This window comes from Blastococcus sp. CT_GayMR19 (genome assembly GCF_004570385.1).
GTDB lineage: Bacteria > Actinomycetota > Actinomycetes > Mycobacteriales > Geodermatophilaceae > Blastococcus_B.
The window spans coordinates 61,580-85,171 of record NZ_SPQL01000018.1 but is presented as its reverse complement, the minus strand read 5'-3'; the positions used below and the strand labels follow the sequence as shown (position 1 = coordinate 85,171).

At 73.0% G+C, this 23,592-nt stretch carries 20 protein-coding genes and 1 tRNA gene; 11 read left to right on the top strand and 10 right to left on the bottom strand.

Annotated elements, in window-relative coordinates:
* The 6 genes from E4P39_RS23295 to argS all read right to left on the bottom strand — a co-directional run.
* A partial coding sequence (locus tag E4P39_RS23295) for a Rho termination factor N-terminal domain-containing protein (RefSeq protein ID WP_209306631.1) occupies positions 1–567 on the bottom strand: 567 nt, incomplete at its 3' end.
* A gap of 246 nt (positions 568–813) precedes the next feature.
* On the bottom strand, positions 814–1,773 hold the full coding sequence (gene thrB, locus E4P39_RS19690) for a homoserine kinase (protein ID WP_135138285.1): 960 nt from the start codon (positions 1,771–1,773) through the stop codon (positions 814–816).
* Positions 1,774–1,777: 4 nt separating this feature from the next.
* Positions 1,778–2,839, bottom strand: a complete 1,062-nt coding sequence (gene thrC / locus E4P39_RS19685) for a threonine synthase (RefSeq protein WP_167761987.1) — start codon at positions 2,837–2,839, stop codon at positions 1,778–1,780.
* Positions 2,836–4,128 (bottom strand): homoserine dehydrogenase, encoded by a 1,293-nt coding sequence (locus E4P39_RS19680; protein ID WP_135138284.1) that lies wholly within the window; start codon positions 4,126–4,128, stop codon positions 2,836–2,838. The genes thrC and E4P39_RS19680 overlap by 4 nt, the downstream gene beginning before the upstream one ends.
* Positions 4,125–5,618, bottom strand: a complete 1,494-nt coding sequence (gene lysA / locus E4P39_RS19675) for a diaminopimelate decarboxylase (protein WP_135138283.1) — start codon at positions 5,616–5,618, stop codon at positions 4,125–4,127. The genes E4P39_RS19680 and lysA overlap by 4 nt, the downstream gene beginning before the upstream one ends.
* Positions 5,615–7,276, bottom strand: coding sequence for an arginine--tRNA ligase (gene argS, locus E4P39_RS19670; protein WP_135138282.1), 1,662 nt, complete (start codon positions 7,274–7,276; stop codon positions 5,615–5,617). The genes lysA and argS overlap by 4 nt, the downstream gene beginning before the upstream one ends.
* 160 nt (positions 7,277–7,436) lie before the next feature.
* On the opposite strand from argS, the gene E4P39_RS19665 reads away from it, so the two are divergent.
* The 3 genes from E4P39_RS19665 to E4P39_RS19655 all read left to right on the top strand — a co-directional run bounded on the left by E4P39_RS19665 (position 7,437) and on the right by E4P39_RS19655 (position 8,963).
* Positions 7,437–8,132: a DUF3105 domain-containing protein gene (locus E4P39_RS19665; RefSeq protein WP_135138281.1), complete on the top strand. Its 696-nt coding sequence runs from the start codon at positions 7,437–7,439 to the stop codon at positions 8,130–8,132.
* Positions 8,133–8,158: 26 nt separating this feature from the next.
* A complete protein-coding gene (locus E4P39_RS19660) occupies positions 8,159–8,833 on the top strand; it encodes a DUF305 domain-containing protein (protein WP_135138280.1) in 675 nt (224 codons plus the stop codon).
* 58 nt (positions 8,834–8,891) lie between these two features.
* Positions 8,892–8,963: transfer RNA gene (locus E4P39_RS19655), tRNA-Arg, on the top strand.
* 25 nt (positions 8,964–8,988) lie between these two features.
* On the opposite strand, the gene E4P39_RS19650 is transcribed toward E4P39_RS19655, so the two are convergent.
* Complete coding sequence (locus E4P39_RS19650) at positions 8,989–9,759, bottom strand: SDR family oxidoreductase (RefSeq protein ID WP_209306630.1); 771 nt, start codon at positions 9,757–9,759, stop codon at positions 8,989–8,991.
* Positions 9,760–9,884: 125 nt separating this feature from the next.
* Here E4P39_RS19650 and E4P39_RS19645 point away from each other — a divergent pair, with 125 nt between their 5' ends.
* From E4P39_RS19645 to E4P39_RS19630, 4 genes are read left to right on the top strand one after another with little or no spacing between them, the layout of a single operon-like run.
* The gene (locus E4P39_RS19645) at positions 9,885–11,387 is read left to right on the top strand and encodes a long-chain fatty acid--CoA ligase (RefSeq protein ID WP_135138279.1); all 1,503 of its coding nucleotides are present in this window, start codon (positions 9,885–9,887) and stop codon (positions 11,385–11,387) included.
* Positions 11,384–11,833, top strand: a complete 450-nt coding sequence (locus E4P39_RS19640) for a hypothetical protein (RefSeq protein WP_135138278.1) — start codon at positions 11,384–11,386, stop codon at positions 11,831–11,833. The genes E4P39_RS19645 and E4P39_RS19640 overlap by 4 nt, the downstream gene beginning before the upstream one ends.
* Positions 11,754–12,878 carry an alpha/beta fold hydrolase gene (locus E4P39_RS19635; protein ID WP_135138277.1) on the top strand — a complete coding sequence of 375 codons (1,125 nt, stop codon included), beginning with the start codon at positions 11,754–11,756 and terminating at the stop codon, positions 12,876–12,878. Before E4P39_RS19640 ends, E4P39_RS19635 begins: the two co-directional genes overlap by 80 nt.
* A 1-nt stretch (position 12,879) precedes the next feature.
* Positions 12,880–13,410, top strand: a complete 531-nt coding sequence (locus tag E4P39_RS19630; protein WP_135138276.1) for a GNAT family N-acetyltransferase — start codon at positions 12,880–12,882, stop codon at positions 13,408–13,410.
* A gap of 6 nt (positions 13,411–13,416) precedes the next feature.
* Here E4P39_RS19630 and E4P39_RS19625 read toward each other — a convergent pair whose 3' ends face one another.
* From E4P39_RS19625 to E4P39_RS19615, 3 genes are all read right to left on the bottom strand, one after another.
* A complete protein-coding gene (locus tag E4P39_RS19625) occupies positions 13,417–15,054 on the bottom strand; it encodes an ABC-F family ATP-binding cassette domain-containing protein (protein ID WP_135138275.1) in 1,638 nt (545 codons plus the stop codon).
* Between the two features lie 89 nt (positions 15,055–15,143).
* Positions 15,144–16,229 carry an adenylate/guanylate cyclase domain-containing protein gene (locus E4P39_RS19620; RefSeq protein WP_135138274.1) on the bottom strand — a complete coding sequence of 362 codons (1,086 nt, stop codon included), beginning with the start codon at positions 16,227–16,229 and terminating at the stop codon, positions 15,144–15,146.
* A gap of 14 nt (positions 16,230–16,243) precedes the next feature.
* Entirely contained in the window at positions 16,244–16,714 is a 471-nt protein-coding gene (locus E4P39_RS19615) for a universal stress protein (protein ID WP_135138273.1), read from the bottom strand.
* A gap of 155 nt (positions 16,715–16,869) precedes the next feature.
* Between E4P39_RS19615 and E4P39_RS19610 the strand changes: the two genes are divergently transcribed.
* The 4 genes from E4P39_RS19610 (at position 16,870) to E4P39_RS19595 (ending at position 23,583) form a co-directional block, all read left to right on the top strand.
* Positions 16,870–17,901, top strand: coding sequence for an ATP-binding cassette domain-containing protein (locus E4P39_RS19610; protein ID WP_135138272.1), 1,032 nt, complete (start codon positions 16,870–16,872; stop codon positions 17,899–17,901).
* Positions 17,898–18,680 (top strand): ABC transporter permease, encoded by a 783-nt coding sequence (locus E4P39_RS19605; protein ID WP_135138271.1) that lies wholly within the window; start codon positions 17,898–17,900, stop codon positions 18,678–18,680. The genes E4P39_RS19610 and E4P39_RS19605 overlap by 4 nt, the downstream gene beginning before the upstream one ends.
* A 123-nt stretch (positions 18,681–18,803) precedes the next feature.
* The gene (locus tag E4P39_RS19600) at positions 18,804–19,613 is read left to right on the top strand and encodes an ankyrin repeat domain-containing protein (protein ID WP_135138270.1); all 810 of its coding nucleotides are present in this window, start codon (positions 18,804–18,806) and stop codon (positions 19,611–19,613) included.
* Positions 19,614–19,776: 163 nt separating this feature from the next.
* Positions 19,777–23,583 carry a multifunctional oxoglutarate decarboxylase/oxoglutarate dehydrogenase thiamine pyrophosphate-binding subunit/dihydrolipoyllysine-residue succinyltransferase subunit gene (locus E4P39_RS19595; protein WP_245159971.1) on the top strand — a complete coding sequence of 1,269 codons (3,807 nt, stop codon included), beginning with the start codon at positions 19,777–19,779 and terminating at the stop codon, positions 23,581–23,583.
* Positions 23,584–23,592: the final 9 nt, after the last annotated feature.

Sequence of the window (23,592 nt, the reverse complement as noted above, 5' to 3'; positions counted from 1 at the left end):
CTGCGGGCGGTCGCCCTCGCCGCGCTGCTCGCCCTCGGTGCGCTGCTCGCCCTCGGTCGGTGCGGCGTCGCTGCCGTCGCCGGTGGCGGGGGCGGTCGTGGTCTCGGCGGGAGCGGAGTCGACGACCGGGGAGCCGGCCGGCCGGCTGGCGCCGCGGCGCGACCGGACGGCGGGGCGTCCGGAGGCCGGCCGCTCGGTTCCGTCGGCGGCGTCCTGGGCGGGCTCGGTCACGGGGCCTCCGCCGGCGCCGCCGCTGATCGGGGCCTCGAGGGGCGCGGCCGTCGCGGCGATCCCGCCGGACACCGGGGCGTCCTGCACGGGGCGCTCGTTCGCCGAGCCGCCGACCTGGCGGTCGGAGATGGCGGCGACGAGGTCGCCCTTGCGCATCTTGCCGGTGCCGGAGATGCCCAGTTCGGCCGCCAGTCGCTGCAGCTCGGGGAGCAGCATCCCGGACAGACCGTTGCCGCGGCGGCGGGAGCTGCCCGCCGTCCCAGAAGCGGCAGGTGCCTCGCCCGGGCCGGCTGCGTCCTGCGCGCCGCTCGTGACGAGGTCGGTGGATTCACTCACGTACAGGTCCTTCCCTGCGGTGACCTGCGCCTCTATTAGCGCAGGGGGTGCCCGGTCCCTGTCGGACCCGGCCCGGAGGCGGGGCGCAAAAGGAAACGGGGTGGAGAATTTGCGAGGCGGATCAGCGGCGAAGAGAGATCGTCTGCTTCGGCCCCGCGCGAGGCTCGCCCGAGTGGGCGGCTACGCCGTGAGCCTAGACGCGACCCATGCCCTGGACAACACCGGTCTGTTCCAGCGTGTTCCTCGTTACGAAGACGATACCTGCTGGACAGGCCGGGAAACCGTGGCACCGCGCAGGTCCACCTCGAGTGGGAGGACCGACCACCCCGTCGGGGTGAGATCCGCCACCTCCCGCACGCGGACGGCGCCTGCGGGGTCGACCGCCCGGTCCTCCGGATGCCGCCGCGTCAGCACCAGCACGCTCGGCCCGGCCCCGGAGACGACGGCGGCATGCCCCTCGGCGCGCAACCGGTCGATCAGCGCCAGCGTCTCGGGCATCGCGGCGGTGCGCTGGCGCTGGTGCAGCCGGTCCTCGGTCGCCTCCAGCAGCATCCCGGGCTCGCCGATGAGGGCGTGCACGAGCAGCGCGGCCCGGCTGGCGTTGAAGGCGGCATCGGCGTGCGGGACGACGTCGGGCAGCAGGCGACGGGCGGCGTGCGTCGAGAGCGTTCCTTGGGGCACGAGCACCACCGGCAGCACCTCCGGAGAGACCGGCAGCGTGTCGGCGAACGTGCCGCGCTCGCTCGTCCAGCTCAGCGTCGCTCCGCCGAAGAGGCACGCCGCCACGTTGTCCGGGTGTCCCTCCAGCGCGGTGACCAGCTGCAGGACGGCGTTGCCGTCGACGGACTCGACGCCCGGGCAGAGCGACCAGGCACCGACCACACCGGCGACGACGGCGGCCGCCGAGGAGCCCATCCCCCGCCCCTGCGGGATCCCGTTGTCCGCGACGACGCGCAGGCCGGACGGCGTCCAGCCGAGCTCGTCGCACGCGGCCCGGAAGGCGCGGACGACGAGGTGCGTCTCGTCGGTGGGGAGGTCACCGGCGCCGACACCCCGCACCTCGACGGACAGCCCCTCGGGGACGACGGCGAACTCGACGACGTCGTGGCAGGTCAGGGCCAGGCCCGCGCAGTCGAAGGCCGGACCGAGGTTGGCGCTGGTCGCGGGCACGCGGACGCTGGCGACCGTCCGGGACAGCACGCTCACGCCGTCAGAGGCCCAGCTGCGCGGCGGCCGCGGCGGCGTCCACCGGGATTGTCCTCGGCGCCGGCGCACCCGAGATGGCCCACTCCGGGTCCTTCAGCCCGTTGCCGGTGACGGTGCAGACGACCCGCTGCCCTGGCTCCAGCTCGCCGGCCGCGGCGACCTGGAGCAGGCCGGCGACGGAGGCCGCCGACGCCGGCTCGACGAAGACCGCCTCGCTGCGGGCCAGGAGGCGGTAGGCGGTAAGGATGGCCCGGTCGGTGACGGCGTCGATGCGGCCGCCCGACTCGTCGCGCGCGGCGAGCGCCTTCGTCCACGAGGCGGGGTTGCCGATGCGGATGGCGGTGGCGATGGTGCTCGGGTTCTCGACCACCTGCCCGGTCACGATCGGCGCGGCGCCGGCCGCCTGGAAGCCCCACATCCGCGGGGTCCGCGTGGCGAGCCCGTCGCCGGAGTACTCGCGGTAGCCCTGCCAGTAGGCGGTGATGTTGCCGGCGTTTCCGACCGGCAGGCAGTGGATGTCCGGGGCGTCGCCGAGGACGTCGACGATCTCGAACGACGCCGTCTTCTGTCCCTCGATGCGGAACTGGTTGACGCTGTTGACCAGGCTCACCGGGTAGTCGATCGCCAGCTTGCTGGCCAGCGCCAGGCAGTCGTCGAAGTTGCCGTCGACCTGCAGCAGCTGCGCCCCGTGCACCAGCGCCTGGGCGAGCTTGCCCATCGCGATCTTGCCCTGCGGGACGAGCACCGCACAGGTGAGCCCCGCGCGGGCGGCGTAGGCCGCGGCGCTCGCGCTCGTGTTCCCGGTCGAGGCGCAGATGACGGCCTTCGAGCCCTCCTCGACCGCCTTGCTGATCGCCATCGTCATCCCGCGGTCCTTGAACGACCCGGTCGGGTTGGCGCCCTCGACCTTGAGGTAGACCTCGCAGCCGGTGCGGCGGGACAGCTCCGGAGCGGGCAGCAGCGGCGTCGCGCCCTCCTGCAGCGTGACGACCGGGGTGCTGTCGCTCACCGGCAGCCGCGACCGGTAGGCCTCGATCAGCCCCGGCCAGACCGGCGACACACTCATGAGAGTCCCTCCACGCGCAGCACGCTGGTCACGGCCCGGACGGCCGCCATGTCGCGCAGCGCCGCGATCGTCGCCGACAGCGCCGCGTCGGGCGCGCTGTGGGTGACGATCACCAGCGTGGCGGCGTCGCCGTGCCCGTCCTGGCGGACGGTCGAGATGCTCACCTCGTGCCGCGCGAACTCCTGCGCGACCGTGGCCAGCACGCCCGGCTTGTCGGCGACGTCGAGGCTCACGTGGTAGCGGGTCGGCGTCTCGGCGATCGGCCGGACGGCGAGCTTGGCGTACCCGGTCGGGCCCTGGCCGGACGCGCCCGCGAGCCGGTTCCGGGCCACGGCGACCAGGTCGCCCAGGACGGCGCTGGCGGTCGGCTCCCCGCCCGCGCCCTGGCCGTAGAACATCAGCTGACCGGCCGCCTCGGCCTCGACGAAGACGGCGTTGAAGGCACCGCCGACCGCGGCGAGGGGATGCGTGGTCGGGATCATCGCCGGGTGCACACGGACCGCGACGGTGTCGGTGGTGCCGTTCCCCACGCGCTCGCAGATCGCCAGCAGTTTGACGGTGCAGCCGATCTCGGCCGCCCGCGCGACGTCGGTCGCCGTGATCGAGGAGATGCCCTCGCGGTGCACGTCGGCGGCGGTGACCGGGGTGTGGAAGGCCAGCGACGCGAGGATCGCCGCCTTCGCCGCGGCGTCGAACCCGTCGACGTCGGCCGTCGGGTCGGCCTCGGCGTAGCCGAGGTCGGTCGCCTCCGCCAGCGCCTCGGCGAACCCGGCGCCGGTCTCGGCCATGCGGGACAGGATGTAGTTGGTCGTGCCGTTCACGATGCCGACGACGCGGCGGATCTGGTCGCCGGCCAGCGACTCGCGCAGCGGCCGGAGCAAGGGGATCGCCCCGGCGACGGCGGCCTCGTAGTACAGGTCCACCCCGGCCTCGGCGGCGGCGGCGTGCAGCGCGACGCCGTCGTCGGCCAGCAGCGCCTTGTTCGCGCTGACCACCGACTTGCCCGCGCCGATGGCGGCGAGCAGCAGCGTGCGGGCCGGCTCGATCCCGCCGATCACCTCGACGACGAGGTCCACGTCCTCCCGCGTCACCAGCGCCTGGGCGTCGGTGGTGAGCAGGTGCGCCGGGACGTCGGGGTGGTGGTCGGGGCGGCGGACGGCGACCCCGGCCACCTCGACCGGTCGGCCGATCCGGGCGGTCAGGTCGTCGGCCTGCTCGGCGATCAGGCGGAGCACCTGGCTGCCGACGGTGCCGCAGCCCAGCAGGGCGACCCGCAGGGGCTTCGTCATGAGCGGGCTCCCACCGGGTGCTCCGGTGCCGGCTGGGACGGCGCCGGCGAGGGGGCGGGCACGTCGGCGAGCACGGCGTCCAGGGCGAAGACGTCGGACAGCGTCTGCCGCCGCACGATCTCGGTCGCCGCGCCGTCCTTCACGGCGACGACCGGCGGCTTGAGCAGGTAGTTGTAGTTGCTGGCCATCGACCAGCAGTAGGCGCCGGTGGCGGCGACGGCGAGCAGGTCACCCGGTGCGACGTCGGCGGGCAGCCAGAGGTCGCGCACGAGGATGTCGCCGCTCTCGCAGTGCTTGCCGACCACGCGGCACAGGGCCGGCGGGGCGTCGGAGCCGCGGTTGGCCAGCACGCAGGTGTAGTTCGCGTCGTAGAGGGCGGTGCGGATGTTGTCGCTCATCCCGCCGTCGACCGAGACGTAGTTGCGCACCAGCGGGGTGCCGGGCGCGCCGCTGGCGCCCAGGCGGACCGGCTTGATGGTGCCGATCTCGTAGAGGGTGATCGTCCCGGGGCCGGCGATCGCGCGGCCGGGCTCCACCGCCAGCCGGGGCACGGGCAGGTCGAGCTCGGCGCACTCCGCGGCGACGACCTTCTGCAGCCGCGCCGCCACGTCGGCCGGGCTCACGGGGTCGTCCTCGGACAGGTAGGCGATACCGAACCCGCCGCCCAGGTTCAGCTCGGGAAGCACCTCGCCGGTCGCCTGCCGGAGCTGGCCCAGCAGCCCGACGACCCGGTGCGCCGCGGCCTCGAAGCCGGCCGTGTCGAAGATCTGGGAGCCGATGTGGCTGTGCAGCCCGGTGAGCTCGAGGTGCGGCTCACGGGTGATCCGGACGGCCGCGGTCAGCGCGTCGCCGGTGGCCAGCGAGAACCCGAACTTCTGGTCCTCGTGGGCGGTGGCGATGAACTCGTGGGTGTGCGCCTCGATCCCGACGGTCGCCCGGATGAGCACCGGGACGGGCGAGCCGCCCGCCGTCACCCGGGCTTCCGCCAGGGGTAGCAGGCGGTCGATCTCGTCGAACGAGTCGACGACGATGTGCCCGATCCCGGCGTCGACCGCCAGCTTCAGTTCCACGACCGACTTGTTGTTGCCGTGCAGCGCGATCCGCTCGGCGGGGAACCCGGCGGCCAGCGCCAGGCTGAGCTCGTTGCCGCTGCAGGCATCGAGGTGCAGGCCGTCCTCGGCCATCCACCGGGCGACCTGCCCGCAGAGGAACGCCTTCGAGGCGTAGTGCACGTCGGCGCCGTCGAAGGCGGCGGTGAAGTCCGCGGCCCGGCCACGCAGGTCGTCCTCGTCCAGGACGAACAGCGGCGTGCCGTGGGCGCGGGCCAGCTCGGTGACCGACCGGCCGCCGAGGTGCAGCTCGCCGTCGATCCGCTCCGCCGACCGCGGCCAGACGTGCGGGTCGAGCGCGCCGAGGTCGGCCGGAGGCGCGCCCGCTGCCGTCGGCTGGGAGATGTTCCCGTGCAGCGGCCCCGCCGGGTGCGCCCTCACATCCGCTCCGGGGCGTGCACACCGAGGACGGTCAGCCCGTTGTGCAGGACCGTGGCGGTGGCCGCGCACACCCACAGCCGGGCCGTGGTCTGCGGGCCGGCCACCTCGTCGCCGCGTGGGAGGACGCGGCAGGAGTCGTAGAAGCGGTGGTACGTGCCGGCCAGCTCCTCCAGGTAGCGGGCGACCCGATGGGGCGCGCGCAGCTCGGCGGCGGCGGTGAGCACGCGGGGGAACTCCCCGATCGCCCGCAGCAGGTCGTTCTCCCGCTCGTGCCCCAGCTGGCTGACGTCGACGTCGCCCGCCTCGCCGAGGGACAGCCCCAGCTCGGCCGCGTTGCGCAGCACGGAAGAGATGCGGGCGTGGGCGTACTGCACGTAGAAGACCGGGTTGTCGTTGGTCTTCCGGCTCCACAGCTCGGCATCGATGTCGATCTGCTGGTCGACCGACGCACGGGCAAGGGCGTACCGGGCCGCGTCGATGCCCACCGCCTCGACCAGGTCGGTGAGCAGCACGAAGTTGCCGGCCCGCTTGCTCATCCGCACCGGCTCGCCGTTGCGCACCAGGTTGACCAGCTGACCGATCTGGATCTCCAGGTGGGTCGCGGGGTCGTCCCCGGCCGCCGCCACCAGCGCCTTGTACCGCCCGACGTAGCCGGAGTGGTCGGCGCCCAGCAGGATCACGACCTTGTCGAAGCCGCGGCGCCGCTTGTCGAGGTAGTAGGCGCAGTCGGCGGCGAAGTAGGTCGGCTCGCCGTCCGCCTTCACCAGCACGCGGTCCTTGTCGTCGCCGAAGTCGGTCGTCCGCAGCCAGACGGCGCCGTCGCGCTCGAACACGTGCCCCTGCTCGCGCAGCGTCGCGAGCGCCTTCTCCAGGGCACCGGACTCGTGCAGGCTCCGCTCGGAGAAGAAGGTGTCGAAGTGCGCTCCGAAGCCCTCGAGCGTGGCGCGGATGTCGGCGACCATCGCCGCGACGCCCTTCTCGGCGAAGACGGCGACCTGCTCCTGCTCGGGCATGTCGAGCAGCCCCGGCGTGTCGGCGAGCACCCGCTGCGCCACCGGCTCGATGTAGTCGCCCTGGTAGCCGTCCTCCGGGATCGGCCGGCCGAGCGCGGCCGCCTGGAGACTGCGGGCGAACCGCTCGATCTGCGCCCCCGCGTCGTTGACGTAGTACTCGCGGCTCACGTCGGCGCCGCTGGCCTCCAGCAGCCGGGCGATCGCGTCCCCGACCGCGGCCCACCGGGTCGACCCGAGGGTCACCGGCCCGGTCGGGTTGGCCGACACGAACTCGAGGTTGATCCGCTGCCCGGCCAGCGCGTCGGTGCGGCCGTAGTCCTCGCCGGCGGACACCGCCTGGACCGCGATCCTCCCCAGCGCACCCTCGGCGAGGGTGATGTTCAGGAAGCCCGGCCCGGCGACGTCGACGGCGGCGATCGAGGGCTGCGCACGCAGTTCCTCGGCCAGGGCCTCGGCCACGGCACGCGGCGGGATGCCCGCCGTCTTCGCCAGCCGCATCGCGATGTTGGTGGCGTAGTCGCCGTGGGCGCGGTTCTTGGGCCGCTCGACGACGACGTCCTCGGGCACCTCGACGGCAAGGGTCCCGCGTGCGACGGCGCCGCTCACAGCGGTCCGGACGACGTCGCGCAACTGCTCGGGTGTCACCGGGGAAGCGTACTGACCGCCCTGCGCCCGCCCGGCGGCCCGCCCCGGCGGTCGGCCCTGCGTCCGGGATCCGCACAGGGAGCCGACCTAGACTCGGCGGCCAGCAGCACCGCACCGGGCACCCCTGTACCGAGGGAGCCCGCCAGCAAGAGGAGAGGCCTTGGCCAAGGACCGGACGTCCGACGTGACCCGCCCGAAGAGCGGCGGCAAGGGCGGGCGCACCCGGCCACCGGCCAACGTGGTCGCACCGCAGCGGCCGTGGGGGCTCATCGCGGCCGCGGTGGCCGTCGTCGTCTTCGCCGTCGCGGTCATCGGCTACGCGGTGGTCAAGGTCAACGAGGCCAACGCGAACCGGATCGAGTCGGTCGACGAGATCGCCGGCATCACGTCGAAGGAGTACGAGGCGGGCCAGCACGTGGCCACCACGGTGGCCTACGCCGAGTCGCCCCCGATCGGCGGGGAGCACGACCCCGTCTGGGCCGACTGCACCGGCACCGTCTACGACGTCGACATCCGGCACGAGAACGCCGTCCACAGCCTCGAGCACGGCGCCGTCTGGATCACCTACAACCCCGACGAGGTCTCGGCCGCCGACATCGAGAAGCTGGCCGCGCTCGTCGACGGCGAGACGGGCCGCATGCTCTCGCCCTACGTCGGCCTGGACTCCCCCGTGAGCCTCCAGTCGTGGGGCCACCAGCTGAAGGTGGACTCGGTCGACGACCCGAGGATCGAGCAGTTCGCGGACTTCCTGACCCGCAACCCCGACGAGCACCCCGAGGTCGGCGCCAGCTGCGAGCGGCCCGACTTCATCGCCGACCCGCCGCTCGCGGGCGAGCCCGGGACCCCGGCGCCCTGATCGCCGCGCAACCTCCGGGGGACGACGTGCCCGCAGCGACCGGGAGCCGGGGCCCCCTCCGGACCGTCCTGCTCGCGGTCATCGCCGTCGGGCTGGTGCTGCTCGGCGGCGGGCTGGCGGTGGCGTTCGGCATCGGCCGGGAGACCGTCCCGGGCGCGGACTCGGTCGACGCCGGCTTCGCCCGGGACATGTCGCGGCACCACCTGCAGGGCGTCGAGATGGCCAACGTCGCCCTGGAGCGCAGCGAGGACCCGGAGATCCGGCCGCTCGCGTTCGACATCTCCTCGATCCAGACCAACCAGGCCGGCCGCATGGAGGGCTGGCTCTCCCTCTGGGACCTGCCGCAGTCCGGCGGCGAGGTCATGGCCTGGATGACCGACGACGGCGGGCACGCCGGCCACTCGATGGACATGGGCGGCATGGACATGGGCGAGGGCACGCTGATGCCGGGGATGGCGACCGAGGAGGAGCTCGCCGGGCTGCGCGAGCTGTCCGGGACGGCCTTCGACGTGGAGTTCCTGCGGCTGATGATCCGGCACCACCAGGGCGGCCTGGAGATGGCCGAGTACGCGGCGGAGCACGCCGACGTTGCGGCGGTCCGCAGGCTGGCCGCCACGATCGCGGACACCCAGACGGCCGAGACCACGACCATGACCGACCTGCTCACCGAGCGGGGCGGCACCCCCCTGCCCGCGCCCTGACGCACCGCCGTCGGGCCGGGGTCCGCTGACTGATAACCTGCCTGAGCACGACCGGGAAGCCCCCGTAGCTCAGGGGATAGAGCACTGCCCTCCGGAGGCAGGGGCGCAGGTTCGAATCCTGCCGGGGGCACCCTTCCGGACCACACCGACCGCGATCAGCTGGTCAGCATCCCGCCTTCGACGGGCAGGGTCGTGCCGGTCACGTACCCGCCGGCGTCGCTGACGAGGAACAGCAGCGCAGCCGCCAGTTCCATCGGGTCGCCCTTCCGGCCGACGAGGACGCGGGGCATCTGCGAGTCCAGGTAGCCCTCCGGGTAGGTGTCGGTCATCTCGGATTCGAAGAAGCCCGGCGCCAGCGCGTTCACCCGGATGCCCTTGCGGCCGGTCCACTGCTGAGCCAGGTCGCGGGTCAGCCCGATCAAGCCGGCCTTGCTCGCCGCGTACGCCGCCTGCGGGAGTCCCGCCGTCGTCAGCCCCAGCACGCTGGAGATGTTCACGATCGAACTGCCCGGCTGCATGACCCGCCCGCACGCCTGGGCCATCCAGTAGCAGCCGTTGAGGTTGATGTCGATGACCTGCCGGAACTGCTCGGGGGTCTCCCGGGTCGCCGGGGCCGCCGTCCCGACACCCGCGTTGTTCACCAGGATGTCGACCCGGCCGAACTCCGCCATCGCCGCGTCGACGAGCGCCTGGCAGTCCTCGGGCAGCGCCACGTCCGTGCGCACCGACAGCGCCCGGCGGCCGGCGGTCTCCACCGCCTTCTCCGTGTCGGCGAGCCGCTCCACGCGCCGGGCGCCGAGCACGACGTCGGCCCCGGCCTCGGCGAGGGCGCGAGCGAACACGACCCCCAGCCCCGAGGACGCCCCGGTCACCACCGCCACGCGTCCGTCCAGCCGGAACATGTCCAGGATCGTGCTGTCACTCACCGGTGGCTCCCCTTCGTCGGTTCATCAATGGCCGGTCGTTCCGAGGACCGTAGCCAAGACGTGGGGTAGGTCACCGTCCGGGCGGGTAGGCCCGCCTGACCAGCGCCGACGGTGAGGACCCGATCGTGAGCAACCTCGGAAAGAACCTGCTCGACACCGCCGCGCGGGACGAGTCCCATCCCGCGATACGGATGGACGACGCCGTCCTCACCTTCGGCGAGTTCCGCGACGCGGCACTGAAGGTGGCCGCCGGCCTGGGGGCGCGCGGCGTGCAGCCGGGTGACCGCGTCGGCATGGTGCTGCCCAACGTCCCGTCGTTCCCGGTCGTCTTCTACGGGGCACTGCTGGCCGGTGCCGCGGTGGTCCCGATGAACCCGCTGCTCAAGGCCCGCGAGGTGGAGTACTACCTGCGCGACTCCGGGGCCCGCATCGTCGTCGCGCTGGCGTCCTCGGCCGACGCCGTGGTGGAGGCGGCGGGCACCGTCGGGATCGACGCGGTGACCGTGTCCCCGGCGCTGCCGGAGGAGCTGATGGGCGGCGAGGCCCTGGACGGTGCGGTGGAGCGGGCCGACGACGACCTGGCGGTCATCCTCTACACGTCCGGGACGACGGGGCAGCCGAAGGGCGCCGAGCTGACCCACGCGAACCTGGCCGGCAACGCGCGCACCACCGCCGAGACCCTGCTGGAGAACTCGCCCGACGACGTGATCATGGGCTGCCTCCCGCTGTTCCACGTGTTCGGGCTCACCTGCGGCCTCAACACCACGGTCCTCCGCGGGTCCACGCTGACGCTGATCCCCCGCTTCGACGGCACGAAGGCGCTGTCGGTCATCGAGCGCGACAAGGTCACGATCTTCGAGGGCGTCCCCACGATGTTCTCCGCGATGCTGCACTCCCCCGACGCCGGCCGGCCGGACGTCTCGAGCCTGCGGCTGTGCGTCTCCGGCGGCTCGGCGATGCCCGTGGAGGTCATGCGGTCGTTCGAGGAGAAGTTCGGCTGCATCATCCTCGAGGGGTACGGGCTCAGCGAGACCTCCCCGGTGGCCTCGTTCAACCACCCGCACGCCGAGCGCAAGCCCGGTTCCATCGGCACGCCGATCGCCGGCGTGGAGATGCGCCTGGTCGACGACGACGGCAAGGACGTCCGGCCCGGCGACGTCGGCGAGATCGCTATCCGCGGCGCGAACGTCATGCAGGGGTACTGGCAGAAGCCGGAGGACACGGAGAAAGCCATCCCGGACGGCTGGTTCCGGACCGGGGACCTTGCCCGCCAGGACGACGACGGCTACTTCTTCATCGTGGACCGCAAGAAGGAGATGATCATCCGCGGCGGCTACAACGTCTACCCGCGGGAGATCGAGGAGGCGCTCTACGAGCACCCGGCCGTCGCCGAGGCCGCGTGCATCGGGATCGCCCACCCCGAGCTCGGCGAGGAGGTCGCGGCGGCGGTGGCGCTCAAGCCGGGGGCGAGCGCCGAGGTGGACGAGCTGCGCGACTTCGTGAAGGAGCGGGTGGCTGCCTACAAATACCCCCGGCAGCTCTGGCTGGTCGACGCCCTGCCCAAGGGCCCCACCGGCAAGATCCTGCGCCGCGCCGTCGAGGTGCCGGAGGAGGTGGGCAGGCGATGAGCGAATCCACACCGGAGAAGCCCAAGCCGGACAAGCCGAAGCCGCCGGACCCGCCGCTGTGGCGGCAGGCCTTCGACGCGGCGGAGCGGGCCGTCACGCCGCGGGCGGAGAACCTGGTGCGGACGGAGGGATTCCACGTCGGCGCCGCGCTGGTGCGCCGCGCCCAGACGCTCGCGAAGGAATCGGCCCGTGGCCTCACCGCGCGGGCGTGGCACCTGATCAACCTGCCGGCCGGGAGCGACGTCAGCCGGCTCCGCGCCCAGATCGGGTCGCTGGACCGCGAGGTCCGGCGGCTGAGCCTGCAACTGGAGGCCGAGCAGCGCCGCGCCGCCCGCCCGGCCCGCCCCACTTCGACGGAGGATCCCGATGCCGACGGTGCCCAGCCCGCAGGCGGTCCTGGACCGCGTCCGGCGCGACGTCGAACGCAACGCCCTCCGCGCCCGTAACGGCATCAAGCTGGTCAGCGGGCTCGACCGGCCGGGGGTGGGGCTCTCGCCGAAGGACGTCGTCTGGGAGCGCGGCCGGTGCCAGCTCTGGCACTACCGCAGCGAGAAGGTGCGGTACGGTCCACCGCTGCTCATCGTCTTCAGCCTGGTCAGCCGCAGCTACATCCTCGACCTCCGGCCCGGCAGCAGCTTCATCGAGGCGCTGGTCGAGGCGGGCTTCGACGTCTACATGCTCGACTGGGGCGAGCCCGACGAGCGGGACGCCGGCAACCGCCTCGAGGACTACGTCGACGACTACATCCCCGCGGCGGTGGACCGCATCCTCGAGCTCTCCGGCGCCGAGGAGGTCAACCTGTTCGGCTACTGCTTCGGCGGGAACCTCACGCTGCTCTACGCGGCGCACCATCCCGACGCCCCGCTGCGCAGCCTGACCGTCCTGGCCACCCCCGTGGACTTCCGGCACATGGGGCCGCTGGCCGACATCTTCACGGTGGGCGGCATGACGGTCGACGCCGTGCTCGGGTCCGACGGGAACGTGCCCCCGTCGTTCGTCGTCCAGGGGTTCCGGACGCTCACCCCCACCGGCGAGGTGACCCGGTACGTCAACCTGTGGGAGCGGCTCTGGAACGACGAGTACGTGGCCTCCTACCAGGCGATGACCGGCTGGTCGGACGACCACGTGCCCTTCCCCGGCGCGGCCGCGCGCGAGACGGTGCAGATGCTGGTCCACGACAACGGGATGATGACCGACCGGCTGACCGTCGCCGGCGACGTCGTCCACCTGAGCGACATCACCGTCCCGTTCCTGACCGTCCGGGGCGGACGCGACCACATCGTGCCGGCGGAGGCCACCGCTCCCCTGATCGACCTGGTCGGGTCCGAGGACAAGCACGAGCTGGTCCTGGACGCCGGGCACATGGGGCTGGTCGTCGGGCGCACCGCGGCGAAGACCACGGTGCCGAAGATCATCGACTTCGTCCGCCGCCGCAGCGACGCCCTCGGGGCCGACGACACCACCGCCACCACCGTGAGCCAGGGAGCCTGAGATGTCCGTGGTCGAACTCGCTCCCGAACACTGCGACGCCGTCGTCCGGTTCTTCTCGAACCTGCCCGAGGGCGACCTGACCTTCATCAAGGAGGACGTGACCGACCCGGAGACGGTGCGGTCGTGGACCACCGCGGGCGGGCGCTGGGTGGCGGTGGACGACGACGGCGAGGTGACCGGCTACGTTGCCGTCCGGCCGCTGCCCGGCTGGTCCGACCACGTCGGCGAGGTGCGGCTGGCGGTCTCGCCGTCCCGGCGGGGTCAGGGGCTCGGCCGGGAGCTGGCGCGCCGCGCGCTCGTGGAGGCCGTCGTCACGGGCCTGACCAAGCTCGTGGTGGAGGTCGTCGCCGAGCAGACCGCCGTGCTCGCCCTGTTCACCGACCTCGGCTTCAGCGGCGAGGCGCTCCTCGTCGACCACATCCGCGACCGCAGCGGCCAGCTGCGCGACCTGATGGTGCTCGCCCACCACGTGGGGCAGACGTGGTCGGGCATGGACACGGTCGGGATCGCGGACGAGCTCGCCTCCCAGTGAGCCGGCTCAGCGCTCGGTGACCTGCCCCTCGGACACCTCCAGCCGGCGGGTGGTCGCGACCGCCTCGAGCATCCGGCGGTCGTGGGTGACCAGCAGGAGCGTGCCGGCGTAGCCGTCGAGGGCCTCCTCGAGCTGCTCGATGGCCGCCAGGTCGAGGTGGTTGGTGGGCTCGTCGAGGACCAGCACGTTGACCCCCCGCGCCTGCAGGAGCGCCAGGGCCGCCCGGGTGCGCTCACCGGGCGAGAGCGTCTCGGCCGGTCGCAGCACGTGGTCGGCGGTGAGCCCGAACTTGGCGAGCAGGGTCCGCACCTCCGCCGTCGGCCAGTCGGGCACCTCGGTCCCGAACGCGTCCAGGAGCTGCTCCGGGCCGAAGAACCGGCCTCGGGCCTGGTCGATCTCGCCGATCCGCACCGACGGACCGAGGGACGCCGCCCCCTCGTCGACCGGCAGCCGCCCGAGCAGCGCGGCCAGCAGCGTCGACTTGCCGGACCCGTTGGCGCCGGTGATGGCGATCCGGTCCCCCCAGTCGACCTGCAGGTCTACCGGCCCCAGCCGGAACTCGCCGCGGCGGACGACCGCGCCGCGCAGCGTCCCCACCACCGCGCCGGCGCGGGGGGCGGCGGCGATCTCCATGCGCAGCTCCCACTCCTTGCGGGGCTCCTCGACCACCTCCAGCCGCTCGATCCGGCGGTCGGTCTGCCGGGCCTTCGCGGCCTGCTTCTCCGAGGACGCCCGGTTCTTCGCCTTGATGTGCTTGTCACCGTCGCTGGACTTCTTGATCGAGTCGCGGACGCCCTTGGCCATCCAGTTGCGCTGCATGCGGGCCCGGCCCTCGAGGTCCGCCTTCGTCTCCGCGAACTCCTCGTACTCCTCGCGGGCGTGCCGCCGGGCGACCTCGCGCTCGACGAGATAGGCGTCGTAGCCGCCGTCGTGCACCCGGACCAGCTGCTGGGGGAGGTCCAGCTCCACGACGCGGCTCACCGTCCGGGCGAGGAACTCGCGGTCGTGGCTGACGACGACGATGCCCGCCCGCGATCCGGCCACGAAGCGCTCGAGCTGCTCCAGCCCCTCGAGGTCCAGGTCGTTGGTCGGCTCGTCGAGCAGGAGGACGTCGTAGCGGGACAGCAGCAGCCTGGCGAGCCCGACCCGGGCGGCCTGGCCGCCGGAGAGCCCGGTCATCGGGGTGTCGAGCGGTACCCCGGGAGCGATCCCGGCGACGACCTCCGCCGCCCGCTCCTCGAGGTCGGCGCCCCCGAGCGCCAGCCACCGTTCCAGCGCGTCCCCGTACGCGTCGTCGGCGCCGTCGATGCCGGCGGTGAGCTCCTCGGTCACCCGGTCCAGGCTCGCCTGCGCCGCCGCCACGCCCGTGCGCCTGGCCAGCGCGGCCAGCACCGTCTCCCCCGGCCGTCGTTCGTGCTCCTGCGGCAGGTAGCCCAGCGTCGCGGTCGGCGGGCTGAGGGCGATCGACCCGGCCTCGGCCGGCAGCTCGCCCGCCAGGGTGCGCAGCAGGGTGGACTTGCCCGCGCCGTTGACCCCGACCAGACCAACGACGTCGCCCGGGGCGACGACGAGATCCAGGCCGGAGAAGAGGACACGGGCGCCGTGGCCGGCCGCGAGACCGCGGGCGACGAGGGTTGCGCTCACTGTGCTGAGGGTGCCATCCGCTTGTTGATCATCGTCGTGGTGCCGCGACACGGTGCGACGCGCCGCGAGATCGTGCAGGCGTCCGATGATCAACTCGCGGGGGTGTCCCCGTCCTCGGGCTCGCCCAGGACGTCGTCGGCCAGCTCGTCCAGCATGGCTTCGAAGGCGATGTCGTCCTCGCCGGCCGGCCGGCGACGGACGAGCCACGGCTGCAGGTGGTCGTAGCCGCGCACCGACACACGCCGCAGCGGCCGCACCCGGTAGTCGGACAGGCCGCGCAGCCGCTGGGCCAGCTCACGGTCCACGAGCGTCGTCCCCGGGCGGGCCAGCGACGTCAGCCGGCTGGCCAGGTTGACCACCGGCGAGTACACGTCACCGAGGCGGGTCAGCACCGCACCGTAGGCGGCACCGACCCGCAGCGGCGGACGCTCCTCGGCGTCCCACGCCTCCGGGAGCTGCAACCCGATCTCGACCGCATCCACGGCACCCGCGGCGGTGAAGAGGACGCCGTCCCCGACCGTCTTCACGACGCGACCGTGATGGCGGGCGATGACCTCGGCCGCGATGCTCTCGAAGTCCTCCACCATGGCGCCCAGTTCGCGGCCGCCCATGCCGCGGCTGCGGGACGTGTAGCCGACCAGGTCGGCGAAGCCCACGGCGAGCTCACGGCGGTCGCCCGGGCCGGTCGCGGCCAGCAGCCGGTCCGCGTTCGCCGCGAGGTGGCGACGCCAGACGTAGTTCTGCACGTGCCGCAGGCGGGGCAGGAGGACCCGGGCGGCCTCCACCGCGTCGTCCGCCGAGGCGGGCTTGCGATCCCCCTCCGCGACCCCCCGCGTCAGCACGTCGGCGAGCATGTCGGTCTGCCAGTCGGCGAGCCGGGACAGCGACTGCCCAATCGCCCGCGCGATCGAGGCCTCGGTCTCCGGTCCGACGAAGCCGGAGTCGATGAGCCTCGACAGCACGTCCAGCGCCTCGACGTCGGCGTCGGTGAACGCCGGGTCGTCGTCCGCGGCGTCGGGGAAGCCGAGCGCCCGCCAGAGCCGCTGGGTGCGCTCCGGCAGCATCCCGGCCAGCTCGGCCACCTGCAGGCGGGTGTAGCGCCGGGGACCGCCGAGCAGCAGCCGATCCAGCGCTTCCCGGGCATCCGCTGCCGGGTCGGCTCCCGGTTCGTCCATGCCGGGGGGCGGGCTCAGCCGGTGGTGTGGACGACGAGCACGTCGCACTCGGAGCGACGGGTGGCATCCGCCGGCACCGAGCCGAGCAGCCGGCCCTTGATGCCGGCCAGCCCCCGGTTGCCGACGACGAGCAGGTCGGCCCTCTCGCGGTGCACGACGTCCAGCAGGGTCTCGACCGGGGACCCCAGGACGGCCACGGTGCGGACCGTGCCGGCACCGGACTTCAGCGCGCGCTCGTGCGCCGTGCGCACGGTGTCCTCCGCGGGGTGCGACCCGACCACCTGGTACGCGTCGTCCCGTAGCGCGTCCTGCGCCGCGGCCAGCTCGCGGTCGTCGTCCTCGCCGGGCAGGTAGGCGCAGGCGATGACCAGGGCCGCTCCGCACGCCCCGGCCAGCGCACCCGCGCGCGCGACGGCGCGCAGGGACGACTCCGAGCCGTCGGTCCCGACGACGACCGTCCGATAGGCGCGCGCCGTCTCGTCCACGGCGGGGACTCTATGTGACGGTGTGCCGAGGGTCACGCCGAGATCAACACGCGGGGGCCCGGCTCGTCCGGAGGCGCGAACGCGCAGGTAGCGGCTGGGAAACGGCACCTGCACGACTCCGGAACGTCTCCGTACGGCAACCCCGGTGCGATTGGATGGGGCGTCCGCGACGAGCGAGGAGAACCACCATTTCCACGGGAACCACCGGCAGGGCCATCGGCAACACCGGCCCCGCGCACCCGGTCCGGGTCGAGGTCAGCCGGCTCACCAAGCACTTCGGAGCGGTCCAGGCGGTCAGCGACCTCAGCTTCACCGTGGAGCCCGGCTCGGTCACCGGCTTCCTGGGCCCCAACGGCGCGGGGAAGACGACGACCCTCCGGATGCTCCTCGGCCTGCTGCATCCCGACGTGGGGACGGCGACGTTCGACGGCACGCCGTACGCGGCACTGCCCGACCCCGTGCGGACCGTCGGCGCGGTCCTCGAGACGGCATTCCACCCCGGGCGGTCGGGCCGCAACCACCTCCGCGTCTACTGCCGCGCCGCCGGGCTGCCGGTCTCCCGGGCCGACGAGGTCCTCGTCCAGGTGGGCCTCGCCGACGCCGGGCGCCGCCGCGCCGGGGGTTACTCCCTCGGCATGCGGCAGCGGCTGGCGCTCGCCGGAGCCCTGCTCGGGGATCCCGCCGTCCTCGTGCTGGACGAGCCGGCGAACGGGCTGGACCCCGAGGGGATCCAGTGGCTGCGCGGCTTCCTGCGCCACCTCGCCCACGAACAGGGGCGCACCGTGCTGGTCTCCAGCCACCTCCTCTCGGAGGTCGAGCAGACCGTCGACCGGGTGGTCATCGTCGGGGCCGGGCGACTGGTCCGCGAGGGAACCATCGAGCAGCTGCGCTCCGGCGCCGACGGGGCCGGCATCGTGCTCGTGCGCAGTCCGGAGTCCGTCCGCCTGGCCGACGTGCTGCGCACCGGGGGGATCGCGGTGACGGCCGAGGACGGCGGCGCGCTCAGCATCACCGGGTCCACGCCCGCCGAGGTCGGGCGACGGGCCTTCGCCGCCGGGATCGAGCTGCACGAGCTGCGCTCGAGGACCAGCGGTCTGGAGGAGATCTACTTCCAGCTCACCGCGGGCCAGGAGCAGTTCGCCGCCCCGTCCCCCGGTTCGACCATCCTCGAGGAGACCGCACGATGACCCGGCTGGTACGTGCCGAGTGGACCAAGCTGTTCACCACCCGGGTCTGGATCGGTCTGCTGGCCGGCGCCTGCGTCATGGCCGCCGGGTTCGCGGCACTGCTGACCGCGTTCGCCGGCGAGACCCAGAACGGGCAGCCCGGGCTGCCGCCGGTCGGTGACCCCGTCTTCGAGCAGCTCGCGTTCGCCGTGGCGGCCGACACCGCGGTGCTCTTCCTGATCCTCGGCATCATCGGGATGACCCAGGAGTACCGGCACCGCACGGCGACCCCGACCTTCCTGACGACGCCCCGCCGATGGCGCGTGGTCGTCGCGAAGCTGGTCGCCTACGCGCTCGCCGCGGTACCGCTGGCGCTGGTGGTCATGGCGGTGGCGGTGCTGACGGTGACCGTCTACGCGGGCGCCCGGGGCGCGGCGCCGTCCTTCACCGGCGACAACCTGGAGGTGCTCGGCCGCTCCGGGCTGGTCCTGGTCATCTACGCGGTGATCGGGGTGGGCATCGGCGCCCTGCTGCGCAACCAGGTCGGCGCCATCGTCGGCGCCCTGGTCTACCTGTTCGTCGTCGAGTCGATCGTCGCCTCCATCGGGGCGATCTCGGGCGCGTTCAAGTGGATGCCGGGTGGGGCGGTGGAGGCCCTGACCGCCACGGCCGGGGGAACGCCCGGCTTCCGGGGCCCCGACCTCCTCAGCGCCTGGCAGGGCGGCCTGCTGCTGCTCGGCTACGGTCTGTTCGCCGCCTTCCTCGGCACGGTGCTGGCCGTCCGGCGCGACGTCGTCTGACGACAGCCGCGGGAGCATCGCAGCGAGGAACGAGTGAGGAGCGGACCGGGGCGCGGAGTCAGACTGTGACGTCGTCTGACCCCGGCTCGTCCCTCCCAGCGACCCGAGAGCGGAGACACACGCGTGACCACCCGGATGACAGCCCAGCGCCTTGGCCGGCTCGTCACAGCCGGCGACGCCGACGCCGTGCGCGCGGCCGTGACCGCCTCGCCCGGTCTGCTCGGCCGGACCGTCGAGCGGGCCGACCAGGGCGGCTGGACCCCCTTGCACCTCGCCGTGGCCGAGGGGCACGCCGAGATCGTCGAGATCCTGGTCGAGGCCGGTGCCGACCTCGGCGCCCGGACCGAGCACCACCGGACCCCACTGCACGTCGCACTCCAGTTCCGCCCCGCCCTGGTGCCCCTGCTGCTGCACCTGGGCGCAGCCCTCGACGCCCCCAGCGCGGCCTTTCTCGACGACGTCGACGAGCTCACCCGGCAGCTGGACGACGGCGCGCGGCTGACCGATCCCCTCTCCGGGGTCGACCTGCTCTCCTGGGCAGCCCTCGGGGGCGCGGTGGCGACCGCCCGGCTCCTGCTGGCGCGAGGCGCCGACCCGGACGGCGGAGCACTGCACGCCGCCTCGGGCGGGGCCCGGCTGGAGCTGGTCCGGCTGCTGCTGGCCGCCGGGGCCGACGTGAACCGCCGCGATCCGCACACCGGCCGGACAGCGCTGCACGCCGCCGTGGCGGCCGGCCCGGGCGGCGACGCGCCCGAGATCGTCCGGGTCCTGCTGGAGGCCGGCGCGAACGTGGAGGCCACGACCAGCGACGGCGCGAGCGCGCTCGACATCAGCCGGGTGGCGGCGGCCCGGCACCGGCGCGCCGACGCGGGTCGGGCGACCGCGAACGACGCCCTGGCCGAGCTGCTCGTGGCCCACGGCGCCACCGGATAGCGCCTGGGGTGCCGCGGGGGGCTCGCTCCCTCTCGCGTCCGGTCACACCGCGTCGGCGCAGGAACGTCGGGCGTAGACTCGACACCCGGTCCAGCGATGCCCGTAGGCGTGTTGTCCAGACACTTGCCCAGAGACGAAGAAGGCACTCGACCCCGTGTCAAGCGTGAGCTCCTCCCGGCCCTCCTCCACTTCCGCCTCCCCGGTGGCGGGATTCGGCACCAACGAGTGGCTGGTCGAGGAGATGTACCAGCAGTACGTCGCCGATCCCTCCAGCGTCGACCAGGCCTGGCACGAGTTCTTCGCCGACTACCGGCCGGGCAGCCCGCTGGGCGGCGGGGACGCGGCCGCCAACGGTCAGCAAGCCGCCCCGGCCAAGGCGCCCGAGCAGAAGGCGCCGGCGGCCCCGGCGCAGCAGGCTCCCGAGGCGAAGGCTCCCGAGGCGAAGGCTCCCGAGGCGAAGGCGCCCGAGAAGGCGGCCCCTGCTGCCGCTCCGTCGCCCGCGCCCGCGGCCAAGGCAGTCGAGGCCCCGGCGCCCGAGACGAAGGCGCCCGCGACCGCGACGCCCGACACGAAGGCACCCGCCGCCAAGCCGGCCACCCCGATCGCCGCCGGCAAGCAGTCGCCGCTGCGCGGTGCGGCCGCCAGCGTCGTCAAGAACATGAACGTCTCGCTCACCGTGCCGACGGCCACGAGCGTGCGCGCCGTGCCGGCCAAGCTGCTGGCCGACAACCGCATCGTCATCAACAACCACCTGGCCCGCTCCCGCGGCGGGAAGGTCTCCTTCACCCACCTGATCGGCTACGCGCTGGTCCGGGCGCTGGACGACTTCCCGAACATGAACAGCGCCTACGCGGAGATCGACGGCAAGCCCGTGCTGGTGCAGCCCGAGCACGTCAACTTCGGCCTCGCCATCGACCTGCAGAAGCCCGACGGCTCCCGGTCCCTCGTGGTGGCCAACATCAAGGGCGCCGAGGAGATGGACTTCGCCCGCTTCTGGGCCGCCTACGAGGACGTCATCCGCCGGGCCCGCGTCAACAAGCTCACGATGGAGGACTTCACCGGCACGACGATCAGCCTCACCAACCCGGGCACCATCGGCACCAACCACTCGGTGCCGCGGCTGACCGCCGGCCAGGGCGCGATCATCGGCGTCGGCGCGATGGAGTACCCGGCCGAGTTCCAGGGGATGAACCCCGACGCGCTCACCGAGATGGCCGTCTCGAAGATCATCACGCTGACCTCGACCTACGACCACCGGATCATCCAGGGCGCCGAGTCGGGCGACTTCCTGCGCCGCCTGCACGCCCTGCTGCTCGGCGAGGACGGCTTCTACGACAAGGTCTTCCAGTCGCTGCGGATCCCCTACGAGCCGGTGCGCTGGATGCCGGACGTGCGGATCACGCGCGAGGGGCAGATCGACAAGGAAGCCCGGGTCATCGAGGTCATCGAGTCCTACCGGCGCAACGGCCACCTGATGGCCGACACCGACCCGCTCGAGTTCAAGGTCCGCACCCACCCCGACCTGGACATCCTCCAGCACGGCCTGACGCTGTGGGACCTCGACCGCAAGTTTCCCGTGGGCGGATTCGCCGGCGAGCGGCTCATGGCGCTGCGGGACATCCTCGGCGTCCTGCGCAACTCCTACTGCCGCACCGTCGGCGTGGAGTACATGCACATCACCGATCCCGAGGAGCGCGAGTGGCTCCAGGCGCGGATCGAGGTCAAGCACGAGCAGCCCGACCGTGAGAAGCAGAAGCACGTCCTGGGCCGGCTGAACGCCGCCGAGGCGTTCGAGACCTTCCTGCAGACGAAGTACGTGGGCCAGAAGCGCTTCAGCCTCGAGGGTGGCGAGTCGGTCATCCCGATCCTGGACGAGGTGCTGATCGCCGGCACCGACCACGGCCTCGACGAGGTCGCGATCGGCATGGCCCACCGCGGCCGGCTCAACGTCCTGGCCAACGTGCTGGGCAAGAGCTACGCCAAGATCTTCGGCGAGTTCGAGGGCAACATGGACCCCGGGAGCGTGCAGGGGTCCGGTGACGTCAAGTACCACCTGGGCGCCGAGGGCACGTTCGCGAACCCCTTCAAGCCCGACACCGAGATCGCCGTGTCGCTGGCCAGCAACCCCTCGCACCTGGAGACGGTCAACCCCGTCCTCGAGGGCATCGTCCGCGCGAAGCAGGACATGATCGACAAGGGCGAGCAGGGCTTCACCGTCCTGCCCGTGCTGCTGCACGGCGACTCCGCGTTCGCCGGCCAGGGCGTCGTCGCCGAGACGCTGAACCTCTCCCAGCTGCGCGGCTACCGCACCGGCGGCACGGTGCACGTCGTCATCAACAATCAGGTGGGCTTCACCACCAGCCCGACGGCCGCCCGGTCCAGCCTCTACTCGACCGACGTCGCGCGGATGGTCAACGCCCCGATCTTCCACGTGAACGGCGACGACCCCGAGGCCTGCGTCCGCGTGGCCCGGCTGGCCGTGGAGTACCGGCAGGCGTTCAAGAAGGACGTCGTCGTCGACCTCGTCTGCTACCGCCGCCGCGGGCACAACGAGGGCGACGACCCGTCGATGACCCAGCCGCTGATGTACGACATCATCGACCGCAAGCGCTCGGTCCGGAAGCTGTACACCGAGGCGCTCGTCGGCCGCGGGGACATCACGCTGGAAGAGGCCGAGGAGGCCCTCAAGGACTACCGCGGGCAGCTCGAGCGGGCCTTCGCCGAGACCCACGACGCCCAGGACTCCTCCAAGCCCGAACCGGTCATGGACCCCCGCACGCCGCAGGAGGCCACGGTCGAGACGGCCATCACGCCCGAGGTCCTCAAGGCGATCGGCGACGCGCACGTCTCCTTCCCGACCGACTTCACGCCGCACCCCAAGCTCCAGAAGATGCTCGAGAAGCGCGCCGCGATGGCCCTCGAGGGGAACATCGACTGGGCGATGGGCGAGCTGCTCGCATTCGGGTCGCTGCTCATGGAGGGCGTGCCGGTCCGGCTCGCCGGGCAGGACTCCCGCCGCGGCACCTTCGTGCAGCGGCACTCGGTGCTCATCGACCGGGAGACCGGCGCGGAGTACACGCCGCTGGGCAACCTCACCGACGACCAGGCCAAGTTCTTCGTCTACGACTCGCTGCTCAGCGAGTACGCGGCGCTGGGCTTCGAGTACGGCTACTCGGTGGCCAACCAGAAGGCCCTGGTGCTGTGGGAGGCGCAGTTCGGGGACTTCGTCGACGGCGCGCAGATGGTCATCGACGAGTTCATCAGCTCCGGTGAGGCCAAGTGGGGCCAGCGCTCCGGTGTGGTCATGCTGCTGCCGCACGGGCTCGAGGGACAGGGTCCCGACCACTCCAGCGGCCGGATCGAGCGCTTCCTGCAGCTGTCGGCGGAGAACAACATGACCGTCGCCAACTGCACGACGCCGGCCAACTACTTCCACCTGCTGCGCCGCCAGGCGCTCTCCGACGTGCACCGCCCGCTCGTGGTCTTCACGCCGAAGTCCCTGCTGCGGGCCAAGGCCGCGATCAGCGCCGTCGCGGACTTCACCGAGCAGAACTTCCGGCCGGTGCTGCCCGACACCGGCGTGGGCGGCGAGCCGCTCGACGACGCGGCGGTGCGCCGCGTGCTGCTGTGCAGCGGCAAGGTGGCCTACGACCTGATGGCGCAGCGCGAGTCCGAGGGGATCGCCGACGTCGCCGTCGTCCGGGTCGAGCAGCTCTACCCGTTGCCGGACGCGCAGATCCTGGCCGAGCTGGAGCGCTACCCGAACGCGGACGACGTCGTGTGGGTGCAGGAGGAGCCGATGAACATGGGGGCCTGGCAGTTCATGGCCGTCAACCTCCCCGAGCACCTCCCCGCCGGCCGCACGTTCCGCCGGGTGAGCCGCCGGGCGTCGGCGAGTCCGGCCGTCGGCTCGGCGAAGGTGCACGAGGTGGAGCAGCGTTCGCTGGTCGCCGAGGCCCTCTCCTCCTGAGCGCCGCGA